This window comes from Kribbella italica (assembly GCF_014205135.1).
GTDB lineage: Bacteria > Actinomycetota > Actinomycetes > Propionibacteriales > Kribbellaceae > Kribbella > Kribbella italica.
On the sequence record NZ_JACHMY010000001.1, the window covers coordinates 5,741,164 to 5,758,707 of the forward strand.

Below are 17,544 nucleotides of genomic sequence, written 5' to 3' on the forward strand. Positions count from 1 at the left end.
CTCGACAGTGATAGTTGTCGTGGCACGGACTCCGGGTGAACCGCCCACGCCGGAGACGAGCGGCGCGCGGCAATCCGCTGGATAATTTATCCTGCATAATTTATGAAGGCTCGCTTTCTATATAGGATGGGCGAGTGGCAGGCAAGGGGTCGGACATGAGCAAGGGAACGGTCGGCGGCGGCGGTACGACGATGCTGCGGCGGATCAACGTCGCTGCGGTGCTGGATGCTGTCCGGCGCTCGGCGCCCGCACCGCTGCGGGTGGCGGAACTGGTCGAGCGGACCGGTCTGGCCAGACCGACGGTCGCGCAGGCGGTCGACGAGCTGCTGGACGCGGGCTGGCTGCAGCAGCACGGGCCGGACTCGGCGGACCGCTCGCTGGGGCGGCCCGCGATCCGGGTGTCGCTGCGCGGTCGCGCGGCGCCGGTGCTCGGCCTCGACGTCGGGCCGCACCGGGTCACCGTCGGCGTCTCCGACCTGTCCGGCCGCAAGCTCTCCCTCGTACGACGGTCAGGTCCGGGCTGGACGGCCCAGGAGCTGCTCGGCGTGATCAGCGAGGTGATCACCGAGGCGCTGGCCGAGGCCGAGGTCCCGGCCGAGGACATCGCGGCCGCGGTCGCCGCGAGCCCGGGCATCGTGGACGAGCACACCGGACGGGTCCAGCTGGTCCCGTCGGTGCCGGGCTGGTCCTCGATCGACCTGGTCAAGCACGTGCGGTCCCTGCTCGACTGCCCGGTCATGCTCGACAACGACGCCAACCTGGCGGCCCTGGCGATCGCTGCGGCCCGGGGTGGCACCGGCACGCTGCTCGCCGTCCAGTGGGGTGAACGGCTCGGCGCCGGCATCGTGATCGACGGTCGGCTGCACCGCGGGACGGGCGCGGCCGGTGAGATCGGCTTCATCGCCACCGCGCCGGACGACGTGATCAACCCCGAGGACAGCCGCGGACCGCTGGAGCGGGCCGTCGGCTCCGAGGCGATCGCTGCACTCGGCCGGCAGGCCGTGCTCGACAACCCGGAGTCCCGCCTGGCCGAGCTCGGCCGCGAGCAGCTCGACACGGCCGATGTGTTCGCCGCTGCTGCTGAGCGCGACCCGGTCGCCCAGGCCGTCGTCCAGCAGGTCGCCCGCGACTTCGCCCGCGCGCTCGCCCCCGCCGTACTGGTGCTCGACCCCACCGCCGTCGTCATCGGCGGCGGTGTCGCCCGGGCCGGCGCGGTCCTCCTGGACGCCATCTCCGACCAGCTCCGGCTGCTCACGCTGAACCACCCGAAGCTGGAGCTCTCCGCCCTGGCCGAGGACGCGGTCGTCACCGGCGCGATGCGGATGGCGCTGGACGAGGTGTGGCAGCGCAAGCTCCCGACCCCGGCGCTGACTACAACGGCGTAGCACTGGGCACCGGTCCGGCATGAGCACCTGGACCGAGCGCCGCCCAGTCCGCAGCGCGGCCGCACTGGCGGTCTGCGCGGCCGCTGTCACAGTGGCCGCGCTGATCGGCGTGCTGGGCGTCCAGGGCACCACCGAGCGGTACGCCGAACTGCAGCAGCCGTCGTGGGCCCCACCGAGCTGGCTCTTCGGCCCGGTCTGGACCGTCCTGTACGCGATGATCGCCGTCAGCGGCTGGCTCGTCTGGCGCCGGACCGGCTGGTCGAAGCACCTCGTCCCGTACGCCGTACAGCTCGGCCTCAACGCGATCTGGACGCCGCTGTTCTTCGGCGCCGACGCGATCGCCCTGGCGCTCGCCGAGATCGTGCTGCTCTGGACCGCGATCGCCTGGACCGTGATCACCTTCCGCAAGGTCAGCCGCCCGGCGGCCGCGCTGCTGATCCCGTACTGGGCCTGGACGACGTTCGCCGCCGCGCTCAACGCGGCCATCTGGTGGCTCAACCGCTGATCCAGCGGGCCGCAGTGGGATGATCACTGCGTGTCAGGGCAGCAGGCCGTACCGAAGTGGCGGCAGCGGGCGGCGGTGTGGGTCGGTCGAGTGGTCGTCACGGCCGCCGTCTGGTCGTTCGTCGCGGTGCCGTTGCACCTGGCCGCCCCCGAGGTGGTCAGGCACGTCGAAGCGGTGATCGACTTCGCCGGGATCCCGGCTGGGCACACGTTTCTGTCCGCGGTGTACCTGGCGGTGGTCGGCAGCGCGTTGCTGCGCGGCAAGCGGGCCGCGCTGCTGTGGGTGCTCTGGGTGTTCGAGGGCCTGACGCTGATCACCTCGATCGCCGCGCTCGGCTTCATCAGCGTGCAGATCGCGAACCCGAACGATCCCGACCTGATCGCGGAGTTCGGGCGCGCGTCGTACGAGGATCTCGAGCTCGGCATCGCCCGGGTCGTCGTGCCGATCCTGATGATCGTGCTGCTGTGGAAGATCCGGGACAGCTTCCCGGCCCGGCTCGCACCGGGCAGCCGGCGACTGGCGATCGGCGTGATGATCACCGGCCTGCTGATCTCGATCGGCGTCAGCATCACGCTCACGCAGGTGTTCCCGCACAGCCTGCACGGGCAGCGGGAGAAGATCGGCTGGGCCGTGTTCGCCGCGTTCGGGCAGAGCCGGGCCCGGATGGGATCGGGGCACGAGGGTCACACCTGGGTCGGCCTGACCGTCGGTTTCCTGTCCGCCGCCACGCTGGTGATCGCGTTCTGGATCTTCCTCCGCTCGGTCCGCCGGGTCCGCTACCTGAGCCAGGCCGAGGAGCTCGAGGTCCGCCGCCTGCTCCTCCAGTACGGCGAACGCGACAGCCTCGGCTACTTCGCGACCCGGCGCGACAAGGCCGTCGTGTTCTCCCCCGACCGCGACGCCGCGATCGCGTACCGGGTGGTCAACGGCGTCAGCCTGGCCAGCGGTGACCCGCTCGGGGACCCCGCGGCCTGGCCGGCCGCGATCAGGACCTGGCTGACCGAGACGCGGTCGTACGGCTGGTCGCCCGCCGTACTGTCGGCGGGCGAGGAAGCGGCCCACGCGTACGTCGACGCCGGGCTGCGGGCGCTCGCGATGGGCGACGAGGCGATCATCGACGTCGCCGACTTCACCCTCGAAGGCCGCACGATGCGGCCGGTCCGGCAAGCCGTCACCCGCGCTCAGCGCGCCGGGTACCACGCGCAGGTCGTGCGGCACGGCGACCTTCCCGCTGAAGACCTGGCCCGGTACGTCGAACTGGCGGAGAGGTGGCGCGGCGCGCGGACCGAGCGTGGGTTCTCGATGGCGCTCGGCCGGCTCGGCGACGCGGCCGACGCGCGCTGCGTGATGGTCGTCGCGCGGGACGCCGACGGCGCCGTCCGGGGGCTGCTGTCGTTCGCGCCGTGGGGGTTGCGCGGCGTCTCGCTCGACCTGATGCGCCGTGATCCCGAGTCGGTCAACGGGCTGATGGAGTTCATGGTCGCCTCGCTCGTCGACGCCTGCGGTGACCTCGGCGTGCACCGGATCTCGCTGAACTTCGCGATGTTCCGGGAGATCTTCAGCGACGCCGAACGGGTCGGCGCCGGCCCGGTCCTGCGGCTGACCAACGCGTTGCTGACCGCGGCCTCGCGCTTCTGGCAGCTGGAGAGTCTCTACCAGTCGAACGAGAAGTACTTGCCGCGTTGGTCCCCGAGACTGATCTGCTACTCCCGCGGCGCCTCGCTCGCCTCGGTCCTGCTCGCCGCCGGGACCGCCGAGGGATTCCTGCCCGCGCCCCGGCCGTGGACGCGCGTCGACGCCAGCACCAGCACCGACCGGCACGCGATCACGGTCGGCGACAGCGGCGAGTTCGCGGACACCGTCCGGGAGCTGGAGAACGAGCTGCTCCGGCCCGCGCTGCCGGACCGCAAGCTCACCGAGCAGGAGCGCGCACGCCGGACCAAGCTCGCCGAAATGGTTGCTGCAGGCATCGACCCGTACCCGGTCACCGTGCCCCGGACGGAAACCCTGGAACGGATCCGCGCCCTGCACCAGAACCTGCCCGCCGATCACCACACCGGACACGAGGTCTCCGTCACCGGCCGCGTCGTGCGGCTGCGCAACCACGGCGGCCTGGCCTTCGCCCAGCTGCAGGACGGTCTGACGCAGCTGCAGGTGATGATCACCGACGACCTGACGAGCTGGATCCGGTGGGTCGACATCGGCGACCACGTCAGCGTCACCGGCGAGGTCGTGACGAGCCGCCGCGGCGAGCTGTCCGTCGCCGCGACCGGCTGGACGATGGCGGCCAAGTGCCTGCACCCGTTGCCCGACAAGCGCAAGGGGTTCACCGATCCCGAGGCGCGGGTCCGACAGCGGCACCTCGATCTGGTGATGAACCCGGAGTCGCTGCGGATGCTGCGGCACCGCAGTACCGCCGTACGGGCTCTGCGGCAGGGGTTCGAGACCCGCGGCTTCACCGAGGTGGAGACGCCGATGCTGCAGGCCGTGCACGGCGGCGCGAACGCGCGCCCGTTCGTCACGCACATCAACGCCTACGACACCGAGCTGTTCCTGCGGATCGCGCCGGAGCTGTTCCTCAAACGGCTCGGGGTCGGTGGGCTGGGCAAGATCTTCGAGCTGAACCGCAACTTCCGCAACGAGGGCGCCGACGCGACGCACAACCCGGAGTTCACGTCGGTCGAGGCCTACCAGCCGTACGCGGACTACCACGTGATGCGCGAGCTGACCCGCGAGCTGCTGCTGGAGACGGCGACCGCAGTGTTCGGCAAGCCGGTCGTGCAGCGCGACGGCGAGGAGCTCGACATCTCGGGCGACTGGCCCGTGATCACCGTGCACGAAGCCGTCAGCCGGGCGACGGGCGTCAACCTCGATTCCGGTACGCCGGTCGCCCACCTGCGCGCGGTCTGCGCCAAGCACGGCGTACGGGCGGGCTTCGAGCTGTCGGCCGGCGAGCTGGTCCTGGAGCTGTACGACGAACTGGTCGAACCGCGGACCACCCTGCCGACCTTCTACACCGACTTCCCGCTCGAGACGTCGCCGCTGACCCGCGTGCACCGCACCGACCCGCGGCTGGCCGAGCGCTGGGACCTGGTCGCCTTCGGCGCCGAGATCGGTACGGCGTACTCGGAGCTCGTGGACCCGGTCGAGCAGCGCCGCCGGCTGACCGAGCAGTCGCTGAAGGCCGCCGCCGGCGACCCCGAGGCGATGTCGCTGGACGAGGACTTCCTGGCCGCGCTCGAGTACGCGATGCCGCCGACCGGCGGGCTCGGGCTCGGCGTCGACCGGATCGTGATGATGCTGACCGGGCAGAACATCCGGGCCACGCTGGCGTTCCCGTTCGTCCGCCCGGCACCCCGGAGCTGACTTCCGGGTCGCCGCCGACCCGGATGCCCCCTACGCTTGATCTCCAAGGGGTTCTAGGGGGCGGGGCAGATGAAGAAGCTGGTCTCTGTGGTGCTCGGGGTTGCACTGCTCGGTACGGCGGCAGCGTGTGGGGACGGCTCGGCGCCGGAAGCCGATCCGAGTCCGTCGGCGGTGACCACACCGACGGCCAGCGCGACGACGACCACGACCGCGCCCGCTCCGCCGCCGAAACCGGCCGGACCGCTGACCGGCGCGCAGTACCAGGCGAACCTGGCGAAGCTCGACCAGCAGATCGCGACCGACCTGCGTGGGCTCACCGGCGCGAGGTCGGCGGACAACCTGGCCGACGCGATGGACACCCTGGCCGAGTCGCTGAACTCGACGGCCGCCGAGCTGGCGCTGCTCAAGGTCCAGCCGAACATCGCGACCGCGCACAAGACGCTGCAGACCAAGCTCCGCGCCGCGGCCTCGTCGCTGACCGGTCCGCAGTCCGACAACGTCGACACGAACGCCAAGTGCGGCGGCGTCGTCTACACCTCGCAGAACGTGCAGCGAAAGCTCGCCACCGACCTGACCGGCGCGATCGCACCGCTGGGCCGCTTCGGCCTGAAGTTCGGTACGACGCTGCCCGACGTCGGCCCCGAACCGGCCGACCAGCGCCCGTCGAACGGCGACGTCCTGGTCCGCTCGGGCACCCGCGGCTCGGGCCGGTTGCAGGTCACCAACGGCACGGCCGAGGACGTCGCGATCGCGATCGTCACCGACGGCAAACCGCCGAGCAAACCGCACCTGCTGGTCTACGTCCAGGCCAAGAAGACCGCCACCATCAGCCGGATCGGCGGCAAGTACCACGTCTACTTCAAGAGCGGCACCGACTGGAACCCCAAACGCCGCCAGTTCAGCGCCGGCTGCAGCTTCTCCAAGTTCGACGAGGGCTTCGGCCGCAACGAAGGCTGGAAGATCGACCTCCAGCCCACCGCCCTCGGCAACGCCTCCACCAGCGACGTGGACGCCTTCTAAGCGAGGGACTGCAGGCCGATCACTGCGAGGAGTTTGAGTTTTTCGGCGGCTTCGGAGTTCGGGGGTGCGGTGTAGACGACGATGCGGAGGTCGCTGCCGGGGACGGTCAGGACGTCGCAGTCGAGGACGATCGGGCCCAGATCGGGGTGTTCGATGGTCTTGTGGTCGGAGCCGTGGAAGGCGATCTGGTGGTCGTCCCAGGCGGTGGCGAACTCGGTGCTGATCGCGCGCAGATCGGCGACCAGGGAGTGCAGCTCGGTGTCCTTGGGGTAGCGGGTGACGGCGGCGCGCAGGTCGGTGATCATCGCGATCTTGAACCGCTCGGCCTGCTCGTCGGTCTGGCGGACGCGGCCGTAGCCGTCCGGGAGGTCGTCATCGCCGGCGAAGCGCCGCCAGACGATGTTGCGCTCGCGGCCGCGCAGACCCGACGGGTCGCCGAGCATCGCGGCCCACAGGGAGTTCCAGCTGATCATCGTCCAGGACGCGTCGGCCACGCTCAGCGGTGCGCCCTCGAGCTGGTCCACCAGGCGCTGGACACCAGGCGGGATGTACGTCGAGATGCGCCCCGGCGCGGGCGGCGCCTGACCGGCCAGCACGAACAGGTGGTCCCGCTCGGCGTCGTCCAGCCGTAACGCGCGAGCCAGGGAGGTCAGCACCTGCGGCGACGGCGACGAAGACCGGCCCTGCTCGAGCCGTACGACGTAGTCGACCGACAGACCGGCCAGCAGGGCGAGCTCCTCACGCCGGAGCCCAGGCGCACGCCGTACGCCGTTCGCGGGCAGGCCGGCCTCGGCCGGGGTCACCCGGTCGCGCCAGGCGTGCAGGGTCTTGCCGAGTTCGGACACGTCTCCAGTATTGCGGCCCGGCCTGGCAACAGCCTGGTACTGCCGTTCCCCAGGCTGTTCCGGGTACTGCCTGTCCGCGTCGCGACCGGCCAGAGTCGTTGCCATGACCATCACACTGATCACCGGGGCCAACAAGAGCCTCGGCTTCCAGACCGCTCGCGAACTCGTTGCCCTCGGCCACATCGTGTACGTCGGGGCGCGCGACCAGGAGAAGGGGCGCAAGGCCGCCGCCGACCTCGGCGCGAAGACCGTCCAGCTCGATGTCACCGACGCCGCCTCGATCCGGGCCGCGGCCGAGCAGATCGAGGCCGCGGAGGGCCGGCTCGACGTACTCGTGAACAACGCCGGCATCCCCGGGCACGTGAACGCGGCCGGCATCCCGGGCCACCCGTCGACGGCGTCCGAGGTGACCGCCGAGACGCTCCGGACGGTCTTCGAGACCAACGTCTTCGGCGCGGCGCAGGTGCTGCACGAGTTCCTGCCGCTGCTGACCAAGAGCGACCACCCGGTCGTGGTGAACGTCAGCAGCGGGCTCGGCTCGATCGCGGGGGTGCCCTTCGACGGCGAGTCGGCGGTGCAGTCCTGGATCCCCGTCCCGGGGTACGCCGCCTCGAAGGCCGCACTCAACATGCTCACCGCGCAGTTCGCCTACCTGCTGCCGGACCTGCGGATCAACACCGTCGACCCAGGCTTCACCGCCACCGACTTCAACGGCCACCGCGGCACCCAGACGGTCGAGGAGGGCGCCGCGATCATCGTCCAGGCCGCCACGATCGCCAAGGACGGACCGACCGGTCAGTACCTGAGCATCCACGGCCCGGTCGCCTGGTAGGTCGCCGAAACGCGTACGCCGACCGCCCGACTGCTACGCCGGGTGACTGCAACTGGCGCACCCGGAGCTGTGCGTCGGCACCTCGCGCAGCCGGAGCCGTGCCCCAGCACCTCGGCGCAGCCGAAGCCATGCCCCAGCACCTCGCCCAGCCGGAGCTGTGCGTCGGCGCCTCGCGCAGCCGTGCCCCAGCGCCTCGCGCAGCCGGAGCTAGGCGTCGGCACCTCGGCGCACCCGAAGCCGTGCGCCAGCGCCGCCTACGGCACCAGCGCGTCGAGCCAGCCGAACAACTGGCCGACCAGGCCCGGATCCGGGTCGTTCGTGACCGGCGGCGTACCGGTCGGACTCGGCGAGGGGGACGGCGAAGGCGAAGGTGACCCCGGGGTCGACGGCGACGGCGTCCCCGGCGGAGGCGGCTCGGTCGGCCTCGGAGTCGGCAGCACCGGGGGCCGGGCCGTGATCGTCGGCAGCACCCTGCGCGTCGCGTCCTCCGCCGTACCGGTCGTCGGCGCGCCCGGTGTCGGGCGGCCTGCCTCGTCCCCGGCGTGACCGTCCGGCTGGACGTCACCCCGACCGACCCCGTGCGATGCGGTCGGGAGCGACGGAGTCGGCGTCGCGGCCGGCCGCCCGTCCGACTCGACGTACGGGTAGTTCCGGTCGGCCGGGTCGGCGATCGGCAGGCCGGCGACCGGCGTGACCGTGTCGGGGTCGCCTGCGCCGGGCAGCGGCAACAGGCCCACGACAGCCAGGGCGGCGTACAGACCGATGGGCAGAGCGATGCAGGCGGCGGTACGGCGGACCCTCTTGCTCCTCAGCGGGGTCCGGCGCGGTGCTGCCTGTTCTTCCTCGGAGAACAGACTCACAGTTCCGGCACAGTAGCGGGTGTTCACACGTTTCAAACAGGTCTTGGAACGATATTCACCGCAAACCGCACCCCGTCGCGACACTGAGCAACCCCGCGGTGACCCGTCAGCACTCGATCACGTTGACGGCCAGGCCGCCGCGTGAGGTCTCCTTGTACTTGATCTTCATGTCCGCGCCGGTCTCGCGCATCGTCTTGATCACCTTGTCCAGCGTGACCACGTGCACCCCGTCGCCGTGCATCGCCATCCGCGCGGCGTTGATCGCCTTCACCGAGGCCATCGCGTTCCGCTCGATGCACGGGATCTGGACCAGCCCGCCGACCGGGTCGCAGGTCAGGCCCAGGTTGTGCTCCATCGCGATCTCGGCGGCGTTCTCGACCTGCTCCGGCGTCCCGCCGAGTACCTCGCAGAGCCCGGCCGCGGCCATCGAGCAGGCCGACCCGACCTCGCCCTGGCAGCCGACCTCGGCGCCGGAGATCGACGCGTTCTCCTTGTAGAGCACGCCGATCGCGCCGGCGGCTAGCAGGAACCGGACCGTGCCGTCCTCGGTCGCGCCCGGCACGAACCGCCGGTAGTAGTGCAGTACGGCGGGAATGATGCCCGCGGCACCGTTCGTCGGCGCGGTGACGATCCGGCCGCCGGAAGCGTTCTGCTCGTTCACCGCGAGCGCGAACAGGTTCACCCAGTCCATCACCTTGAGCGGGTCGACCGACCACTTGTCGCTGCTCAGCTTCTGGTGCAGACCGTGCGCCCGGCGCGGCACCTTCAGGCCGCCCGGCAGCACGCCCTCGGTCTCGCAGCCCTCGTCGACGCAGTCCTGCATCACCTGCCAGATGTGCAGCAGGCCCTCGCGGATCTCGGGCTCGGTCCGCCAGGCCAGCTCGTTGGCGAGCATCACCTCGCTGATCGGCAGCCCGGACTCGCGGCAGCGGTCGAGCAGCTCGGCGCCGGACAGGAACGGGTACTTCAGCGGCGTCCGGTCCGGGACGATCCGGTCGCCGGCGGCCGCGTCCTCGTCGACGACGAACCCGCCGCCGACCGAGTAGTACGTGCGCTCACGCAGTACGGCGCCGTCGGCGTCGCGGGCGACGAAGGTCATCCCGTTCGGGTGGTAGGGCAGCGCCTTGCGGCGGTGCATCACCAGTTGCGAGTTCTCGTCGAACGCGATCTCGTGCTCGCCGGCCAGCCGCAGGGTCCTGGCCGCGCGGATCGCCTCGACGCGCCCTTCGACCGAGCGGGTGTCGACGGTCTCCGGGTCCTCGCCCTCGAGACCGAGCATGACGGCCTTGTTGCTGCCGTGTCCGTGGCCGGTCGCGCCGAGCGAGCCGAACAGCTGCGACTCGACGGCCGTCGTCCGGGTGAGCAGGCCGTCGGCAGCCAGGCCGACGGCGAAGGTCCGGGCGGCGCGCATCGGTCCCACGGTGTGGGAGCTCGACGGGCCGATCCCGATACTGAACAGGTCGAAAACGCTGATCGCCATCTGGAGGTTCCTTCCGGTCGTCGTTGACCGATCGGTGTGCCTCCCCGCTCTGTCAGACGTGCTGTCTTCCAGAGGTGCCTCGCCCGTGCGGTGAGGGTGCCTGAGAGATTCTTGGGGAGAGTTGCTCCTACGGCGCCCGGGTCGGGCCCGGGTCTCTCCCGCACGGGTTCATGCGGCGGTGGTGCTGACGGTCGCGACGGTACGGCGGACCCGCGCTCCCCGTCAATCCGGCCGTGCACTCCTCCGAGGGAGAGCGTTCCCCCGCGCGGGGGATCCCTCGGAAGCACCGCCACCACAAGCTGAACGCATGACGACGAGCACGCGTCCGCGCGACCACGCACCGAGCGAGGCGACAGCGCAGCGGTGGATGCCGCTCGCCGCGGTCAGCTGGGCGGCGGCGTACGGACTGGTCCGGTTGTGGTTCGCCACTGGACATGCACCGGCCTGGGAGTTGCCCGGGAGCGACCTGCTGATCTCCTACTGGCTGTCGCTCGCCTTCTGCGTGCTGAGCGCGGTCCTGGTCGTCCTGCCGGTGTCGCGGATGACCATCAGGCTCACCTGGGCAACAGCTGCCGGCTGGGTCGCCGTGTGCGCCTTCGTGCTGCTTGACGTCGTCGCCGCCGTCCTGCCAGGCCTCGGCATCCCGTTCGACCCGATCGGTCTTCTCAGCCGTCTCGGTGGTCTCACCGGCGCGGGCCTGCTCGCGGCGACCGCACTGACCAGGCAGCGCGCGCTCGACCCGTCCTGCCTGCGCTGCAGTGGGCTCCGGTCGGTCACGTCCACACCCAGGTGGGCGATCGCAGGAGCAGCTGTGGCCGCCGCGGGCTGCCTGATCCGCCTGGCCGCTCAGGCGGTCGTCGGCTTCGGCAGCACGCCGTACGACGCCGGCATGGCGGTGATCCTGTTCGAGGCGGGCTTCCTGCTCGCCGGCCTCCTGCTCCCGCTCCTGCTGGTGACGCGCGCCGGCCGGATCTTCCCGCGCTGGATGCTGCTGCTCCCCGGCGGCGGGCTCGGCGCCGGCATCACGGCGTACTTCGGCGTCGGACTGCTCCAGATGGTCGCCGCCGCGCTGCGGCACGAGCCGGTCTTCGGAGAGATGGGCCTGCCCGAGGCGTTCTTCTGGGTCGCGGTCCCGGCGTACGTGCTCTGGGGCGCGGGCCTGCTCACGGCGACGTACGGGTACTACCTCCGCACGCGCCGACCCTGCCGCGGCTGCGGCCGGTGAGTCAGCCCAGGCGGTTGGTCCGTGCCGCCCACAGCTCGAAGAACCAGGTGAACAGCGGCGGGATGCTGGCGGCCAGCGCGAGCAGCGTGGTCGGCCAGGTCCAGCGCAGCGGCTTGCGGACGACCGCGACGGTCAGCACGTAGGCGACGAAGATCCCGCCGTGGATCGGCCCGAAGATCTTCACGCCGATCTCGTTGTCCGACAGCACGTACTTGAACAGCATCCCGATCAGCAGCCCGGTCCAGGAGATCGCCTCGGCGATCGCCACCACCCGGAACCAGGTCGCATGCTTCGAACCAGCCGGCGCGTCCACGGCTGCAACAGTCTCGGTCATCAGACCAGTGACCCTAACAAGTCGGCCCAACCGCTCCCGGGTTCCCTCCGGGTCGGCACCGGATGCCGGTCAGGGTCGGCGCGGCGAAAGATCGTCCCAATGAAGAGACCGATTGTTTGGTGTGCGGCCGCGGCCGCCGTACTGGCAACGCTGACGGTCCCGGCCACTGCGGCGCCGTCCATCGACTGGGCTGCCTGCCAGCCCGAGCCCGGTGACACCCCGGAGGAGATCGCCCTCCTCCCCGGCTCGGAGTGCGCCACGCTGAAGGTGCCGATCGACTGGAACGACCCGGCAGAAGGCACCTTCGAGCTGGCCGTCTCCCGACGGAAGGCCCAGGGCCAACGCGTCGGCGTCCTGGTGTTCGGCCCGGGCGGACCCGGCGACTCCGGTGTCGACCGGATCCGAACCGGGATGAGCCGGTTCAGCCAGCGGCTCGAGGACCGCTTCGACATCGTCAGCTTCGACCCGCGAGGTGTTGCCCGCAGCAACGCCGTGAAGTGCTCGGCGGCGCTCGTCGCGCGGCAGCCGTCGCCGATCCTGAAGAACCAGAGGGACTTCGACGCGACCGTCGACTACAACCGTGAGCTCGCCGCGGACTGCCGCGAGAACACCGGCCCGGTCTACGACCACCTCGACACCTTGCAGACCCTGCGCGACGTCGACGCGATCCGCGCCGCCCTGGGCGAGCAGCAGATCTCCTTCCACGGCAGCTCGTACGGGACGCTGCTCGGCCAGCAGTACGCCGAGCGCTACCCGCGGCGGGTGCGCGCGCTGGTCCTGGAGAGCGTGTTCGACCACAGCGCCGCGACGACCGGCGAGTTCCTCGACGCGCAGGCCTGGGCCGGTCAGGACTCTTTCGACGAGTTCGTGAAGTGGTGTACGACGGCAACGACCTGCGCGCTGCACGGCCAGGACATCCACGCAGTGTGGGACCGGCTGCTCGCGCGGGCCGGCCGCGGCGAGCTCCCGGATCCGCAGCGGCCGTCGTACCCGATCAATGCGTTCCAGCTGAGCTTCGTGACGTTCCGGACCTTCTACGGTCCGGACTGGGTCAAGCTGGCCGGCCTGCTCGCCCAGCTGGACAAGAGTGCGCCGCCGACGCAGCAGCCGCCGGTCCCGACCGGACTGACGAGCTTCTCGTTCGTGACGTTCTGCCGCGACTTCAGCCTGCCGGTCCGCGACTACCGCGAGTACGCCGGTCACCTGCGACGGCTGGCGCGGGACAACGAGGATCTGCGATACCCCGGCCAGCTGCTGGCCGTGACGACCTGCCTGGGTCTCCCGAAGGCGGTCAATCCGCAGCGCGATCCGAAGCGGTACGACCTGCGGACGCCGGCGCTGCTGATCAACAGCCTGCACGACCCCGCGACGGGCTACAACGGCGCGAAGAGCGTGGCCCGCCAGTTCGGCCGGGACGGCGTACTGGTCACCTACCGGGGCTGGGGCCACGGCAGTTACACGACGAGTCCGTGCATGGAGGCAACGGTCGACGGCTACCTGATCGACCGCGACGTTCCACACCGTGGCAAGCAGTGCGCGGCGGTCGACCCTACGGGCTAAACCGGTCTACGAAGGATCACCCTCGGTCGACCGGTGGTCGACCGGGGGTGATCGCCTGTTCACCCGAAGGCTTTCCCTTGACCGGCCCTTGCCGAGGCAACCACTACCGTCCGTTCCCTTGTGGTCATCGTCCGTAGCCTCAACGATTCCCTCACCGTGGCCCTGTGAGGCAAGGCCACCCAGAGGAACCGGATGTGACCATGTCCTTTGTTTCCCCGCCCCGCCCCCGACAGTTCCGCAAAACCCTGGTCGGAGCTGCTCTGGCACTCGGACTCGGCGCCGCCGCCCTGGCGCCGATCCAGTCCGCGAGCAGTGCGCCGGCCCCCGAGCCGATCGACGGCGTGTACGACGTCCTCGGCACGAGCTGGGGTGTCTCGGCGTCCGACGCCAAGCTCCGGCTGGACGCCGAGCACAGCAAGACCGACGCACTCGAAGCCGTGCAGGCCCAGCTGGCCAAGGCCCCCCGCGCCGCCAAGGCCGAGCCCGGCCTGGACGGTGCGTTCTTCGACTCGGCCCGCCGGCTGGTCGTGAACGTGCACAGCACCGCCGCCGCTGACGCCGCCACGGCGAACGGCCTGACCCCGCGGACCGTCGCCCGCGGCGAGCAGGCGCTGACCGCGCTGCAGACGCGGGCCCAGGCCCTGATCGACAGGTCCGGCTCGACGCAGGTCCAGCAGATCGGCGCCGACCTGCCGACCGACACGCTGCGGATCATCCTGCAGCCCGGCCGGCAGTCCGCGAAGACCGTTGCCTTGGTCAAGCAGTTGAGGGCGGTCCCGGGCGTGGTCGTGTCGACGAACACGACGACGCTGGCGATGACCGCCGACGTGATCGGCGGCCAGATCATGGACCTGGTCCCGGGCACGAACTGCTCGCTCGGTTTCTCCGGGACGCGCAACGGCAGCGACAACGTGATGCTCAGCGCGGGCCACTGCGTCGAGGGCAACCCGCGGGTGCAGAACGCGTCCGGCGTACGGCTCGGAGTCGGCGTCGCGAGCCGCTTCCGGACCGGGCAGCCGAGCGTCGACATGGGTCTGATGGACATCGACGCCAACAACGTCGGCCGCGGCTACATCGACAACCGCAACGGCCAGACCACGCGCGTCACCGGCTCGTCGAAGGCTCCGGTCGGCTCGACGATCTGCAAGGCCGGCAACACCACCGGCTGGACCTGCGGCACGATCACGCAGTACAACCTCACCGTCAACTACGGCGGCGCGGGCGGCAGCGTGACCCGCACCAGCGGCCTGGCCCGGTCGACCGTCTGCACCGAGGGCGGCGACTCCGGCGGTGCGTACATCTCCGGCACCGTCGCGCAGGGCATGACGTCCGGCGGCCCGTCGGACGGTCACGACTGCGGCTTCAACCAGGGCGGCAACGCCACCGGCTCGTACTCGTTCTACCAGCCGGTCGTCGACGCCGCGAACTACTACGGCGTCACGCTGACCCGGGGCTGACTCCGGGACAGACCGAAGCTCCCACCCTCATCAGGTGGGGGCTTCGGTCTGTCAGTCCAGCACCCGCACCAGGCGATCGCCGCGATACACCTTGCGGGCCAAGCTCGACAACTGCCGGCAGGCCGTCTCGAGCGCCTGCGCCTGACTCGCACACCCGTCGACGTACCAGAACGGATCGTCCGGCTGCGGATCCTCCGCGTCGTCGATGTCGGCGTACCAGTGCCGGCCGCCCGCACAGCCGCAGTGCACAACCCGCACCCGTAGATTCATCGTCCGCACCCCCGTGCCTCACTCCCCCTGGGTCCCCCCGGGCCCAAGCCGGGGCCGTCCGGCCGGTGCGTGGCCGCGGCCCCCCACCACCACGCACCGAGCCGAAAGCGACCCTCCCCCGCTGACTACATCGGAGCCACCCGCCCCAGCGTTACTACCTGTGACCACATTTTTTTAAGTGATTGATTGACTGCTCACTGTCGCTGGGCCTTGACCCACTGTTCCAGGCCTTCGGCGGTGATCGGGAGGGGGTCGGTGAGGATCTCGAGGCGGTCGGAGTGGACGACGACGTTGTCCTCGATGCGGATGCCGATGCCGCGGAGCTCGGGTGGGACGGTCTCGTCGTGGGGGTGGAAGTAGAGGCCGGGCTCGACCGCCAGGGCCATGCCGACCTCGAGGTCGGCGGCGAAGTAGGTCTCGGGGCGGGCGGCGTCGCAGTCGTGGACGTCCAGGCCGATGAAGTGGCCGAGGCCGCAGACGACGTACCGGCGGTGCTGCTGGCCGTCCGGGCCGAGTGCCTCGTCGAGCGAGACGTCGACGATGCCCCAGTCCCGCAGGCCCTCGACGAGCACGCGCATCGCCTCGTACTGGAAGGCCCGGTACGGCGCACCGGGCGTCACCGCCGCGAGCGCGGCCAGCTGCGCCTGGTGCACCAGGTCGTACACCTGACGCTGCGGCGCCGTGAACTCACCGGTCGCCGGGAACGTCCGGGTCACGTCGGCGGTGTACAGCGTCCGCGTCTCGACTCCGGCGTCCAGCAGGATCACGTCGCCCTCGCGCACCGCGCCGTCGTTGCGCACCCAGTGCAGCACCGGCGCGTGATTGCCGGCAGCAACGATCGACGCGTAGCCGACCCCGTTGCCCGCCGTACGGGCACGCCGGTCGAACGTCCCCTCCAGCCACCGCTCGCCCCCACCACGGATCGCCTCCGGCAACTCCCGGGCGACGTCCGCGAAGCCCTGCACGCTCGCCGCGACCGCCTCGCGCAGCTGGTCGAGCTCCCAGTCGTCCTTGATTCGGCGCAGCTCCGAGATCGACTGCCGCAGGATGTCGCCGTCGGTCCGTGAGGTCCGCACCAGCGCGTCCAGCATCGGTTCGACCCCGGGCACGGACAGCATGAACGGCACAGCACCCCGTACGGCGGCCGGCAGCTCCTCGATCGGCCGGCACGCGATCTGCAGCGCCTCCGACCAGTCCTTCAGCCCCGGCACCGGCCCGATCCACAGCTCGCCGTCGCGCGCGTTCGCGAAGTAGTCGGCCTCGTCCGGCCCGGCGGTCTCCCGCAGGTAGAGCGTCGCGTCGCCGTCCGCCGAGATCACCAGGACGGCGCCCTCGGCCTGGCACCCGGTCAGCCAGACGAAGTCGCTGTCGGCGCGGAACCGGTAGTCGGTGTCGTTCGACCGCACCGGCGCCTGCCCGGCCCCGAGCGCGATCCGCCGCCCCGGCAGCGCCGTACTGAGCTTCCGCCGGTGCTCGGCGGCCGCCTCGGCCAGGCCCTCCGGCAGCACGACCGACCGGTCGACCGGCCCCCAGTTCCGCGGAATCGCGTCCCGGAACCCCTTCGCGTCGATCGGCCGGTACGACTTGCGCTGCTCTTCGGTTCTGTCCTCGCCCATGCCCCTGCTCCCCTACGGCTGTCGGTAGACGCTGTCCGGCACATCCGTCACGAACATGTGCCCGGGGGCGTGCGTGATCGCGAACGGGGGCCGTGAAGCCATCAACGCAGCTTGGGGCGTCACTCCGCAAGCCCAAAAAACGGCAACATCGCCGGGAGCGCTCTGCACCGGTTCCCCGAAGTCCGGTACGGCGAGGTCGCGCACTCCCAGCGCCGCCGGTTCGCCGACGTGCACCGGCGCTCCGTGCACCTGCGGCATCCGCCCGGTCACCTGGACCGCGGTCGCCACCAACGAAGCCGGGATCGGCCGCATCGACACCACCAGCGGCCCTTCGAGCCGCCCGGCCGGACGGCACCGGATCGACGTCTCGTACATCGACACGTTCCGCCCCTGCTCGAGGTTCCGCACCGGTACGCCGGCATCCATCAATGCGGTCTCGAAGCTGAAGCTGCACCCGATCAGGAAGCTGACCAGGTCGTCGCGCCACAGCCCGGTGATCTCACTCGGCTCGTCGACCAGTTCGCCGTCGCGCCAGACCCGGTACTGCGGAAGGTCGGTGCGCAGGTCGGCCTCAGGAGCGAGCGTCGTACGGAACGATCCGGCGTCCGTGACGTCGAGCAGCGGGACCGGCTGCGGGTTGCGCTGGCCGAACAGCAGCATGTCGTACGCCCAGTCGCGCGGCAGGATCACCAGGTTCGCCTGGGTGAATCCGGGCGCGTGGCCGGTGGTCGGCGCGACGAGTCCGTCGCGGTAGCGGGCGCGGGCTTCGGCGGGAGTGGCGGTCATCGG

15 protein-coding genes and 1 riboswitch are annotated in these 17,544 nt (G+C 70.9%); of the genes, 8 read left to right on the forward strand and 7 right to left on the reverse strand.

Annotated elements, in window-relative coordinates; all coding sequences use genetic code 11:
- The first annotated feature begins 155 nt into the window (after positions 1-155).
- From HDA39_RS26680 to HDA39_RS26695, 4 genes are all read left to right on the forward strand, one after another.
- Positions 156-1,385 carry an ROK family transcriptional regulator gene (locus tag HDA39_RS26680; protein ID WP_202893131.1) on the forward strand — a complete coding sequence of 410 codons (1,230 nt, stop codon included), beginning with the start codon at positions 156-158 and terminating at the stop codon, positions 1,383-1,385.
- 19 nt (positions 1,386-1,404) lie between these two features.
- The gene (locus HDA39_RS26685; protein WP_184799630.1) at positions 1,405-1,890 is read left to right on the forward strand and encodes a TspO/MBR family protein; all 486 of its coding nucleotides are present in this window, start codon (positions 1,405-1,407) and stop codon (positions 1,888-1,890) included.
- A 30-nt stretch (positions 1,891-1,920) separates the two neighbouring features.
- A complete protein-coding gene (gene lysX / locus HDA39_RS26690) occupies positions 1,921-5,256 on the forward strand; it encodes a bifunctional lysylphosphatidylglycerol synthetase/lysine--tRNA ligase LysX (protein ID WP_184799632.1) in 3,336 nt (1,111 codons plus the stop codon).
- Between the two features lie 69 nt (positions 5,257-5,325).
- Positions 5,326-6,276, forward strand: coding sequence for a hypothetical protein (locus tag HDA39_RS26695; RefSeq protein WP_184799634.1), 951 nt, complete (start codon positions 5,326-5,328; stop codon positions 6,274-6,276).
- Here HDA39_RS26695 and HDA39_RS26700 read toward each other — a convergent pair.
- Positions 6,273-7,226, reverse strand: coding sequence for a helix-turn-helix transcriptional regulator (locus tag HDA39_RS26700; RefSeq protein WP_184799637.1), 954 nt, complete (start codon positions 7,224-7,226; stop codon positions 6,273-6,275). The genes HDA39_RS26695 and HDA39_RS26700 overlap by 4 nt on opposite strands.
- Between HDA39_RS26700 and HDA39_RS26705 the strand changes: the two genes are divergently transcribed.
- Positions 7,225-7,953, forward strand: coding sequence for an SDR family NAD(P)-dependent oxidoreductase (locus tag HDA39_RS26705; protein ID WP_184799639.1), 729 nt, complete (start codon positions 7,225-7,227; stop codon positions 7,951-7,953). The two genes, HDA39_RS26700 and HDA39_RS26705, sit on opposite strands and share 2 nt — an antisense overlap.
- Positions 7,954-8,207: 254 nt before the next feature.
- Here the strand turns inward: HDA39_RS26705 and HDA39_RS26710 are convergent, their stop codons facing one another.
- A complete protein-coding gene (locus HDA39_RS26710; protein WP_184799641.1) occupies positions 8,208-8,813 on the reverse strand; it encodes a hypothetical protein in 606 nt (201 codons plus the stop codon).
- Between the two features lie 106 nt (positions 8,814-8,919).
- Entirely contained in the window at positions 8,920-10,293 is a 1,374-nt protein-coding gene (locus tag HDA39_RS26715; protein ID WP_184799643.1) for an L-serine ammonia-lyase, read from the reverse strand.
- Positions 10,294-10,371: 78 nt separating this feature from the next.
- A riboswitch (glycine riboswitch) is annotated at positions 10,372-10,464 on the reverse strand.
- Positions 10,465-10,600: 136 nt separating this feature from the next.
- Here HDA39_RS26715 and HDA39_RS26720 point away from each other — a divergent pair.
- Positions 10,601-11,518 carry a hypothetical protein gene (locus HDA39_RS26720; RefSeq protein WP_184799645.1) on the forward strand — a complete coding sequence of 306 codons (918 nt, stop codon included), beginning with the start codon at positions 10,601-10,603 and terminating at the stop codon, positions 11,516-11,518.
- A 1-nt stretch (position 11,519) separates the two neighbouring features.
- On the opposite strand, the gene HDA39_RS26725 is transcribed toward HDA39_RS26720, so the two are convergent.
- Positions 11,520-11,852: a DUF3817 domain-containing protein gene (locus HDA39_RS26725; RefSeq protein WP_184799647.1), complete on the reverse strand. Its 333-nt coding sequence runs from the start codon at positions 11,850-11,852 to the stop codon at positions 11,520-11,522.
- Between the two features lie 99 nt (positions 11,853-11,951).
- Here HDA39_RS26725 and HDA39_RS26730 point away from each other — a divergent pair, with 99 nt between their 5' ends.
- Both HDA39_RS26730 and HDA39_RS26735 read left to right on the forward strand, forming a co-directional pair.
- Positions 11,952-13,412, forward strand: coding sequence for an alpha/beta hydrolase (locus HDA39_RS26730; RefSeq protein ID WP_184799649.1), 1,461 nt, complete (start codon positions 11,952-11,954; stop codon positions 13,410-13,412).
- Between the two features lie 200 nt (positions 13,413-13,612).
- Positions 13,613-14,869, forward strand: coding sequence for a S1 family peptidase (locus HDA39_RS26735; protein ID WP_184799651.1), 1,257 nt, complete (start codon positions 13,613-13,615; stop codon positions 14,867-14,869).
- A 51-nt stretch (positions 14,870-14,920) separates the two neighbouring features.
- Here HDA39_RS26735 and HDA39_RS26740 read toward each other — a convergent pair whose 3' ends face one another.
- The 3 genes from HDA39_RS26740 to HDA39_RS26750 form a co-directional block, all read right to left on the reverse strand.
- Entirely contained in the window at positions 14,921-15,139 is a 219-nt protein-coding gene (locus HDA39_RS26740) for a hypothetical protein (RefSeq protein ID WP_184799653.1), read from the reverse strand.
- Between the two features lie 194 nt (positions 15,140-15,333).
- Positions 15,334-16,755 (reverse strand): aminopeptidase P family protein, encoded by a 1,422-nt coding sequence (locus HDA39_RS26745; protein WP_184799655.1) that lies wholly within the window; start codon positions 16,753-16,755, stop codon positions 15,334-15,336.
- 12 nt (positions 16,756-16,767) lie between these two features.
- Positions 16,768-17,541: a putative hydro-lyase gene (locus HDA39_RS26750; RefSeq protein WP_184799657.1), complete on the reverse strand. Its 774-nt coding sequence runs from the start codon at positions 17,539-17,541 to the stop codon at positions 16,768-16,770.
- Positions 17,542-17,544 lie beyond the last annotated feature (3 nt).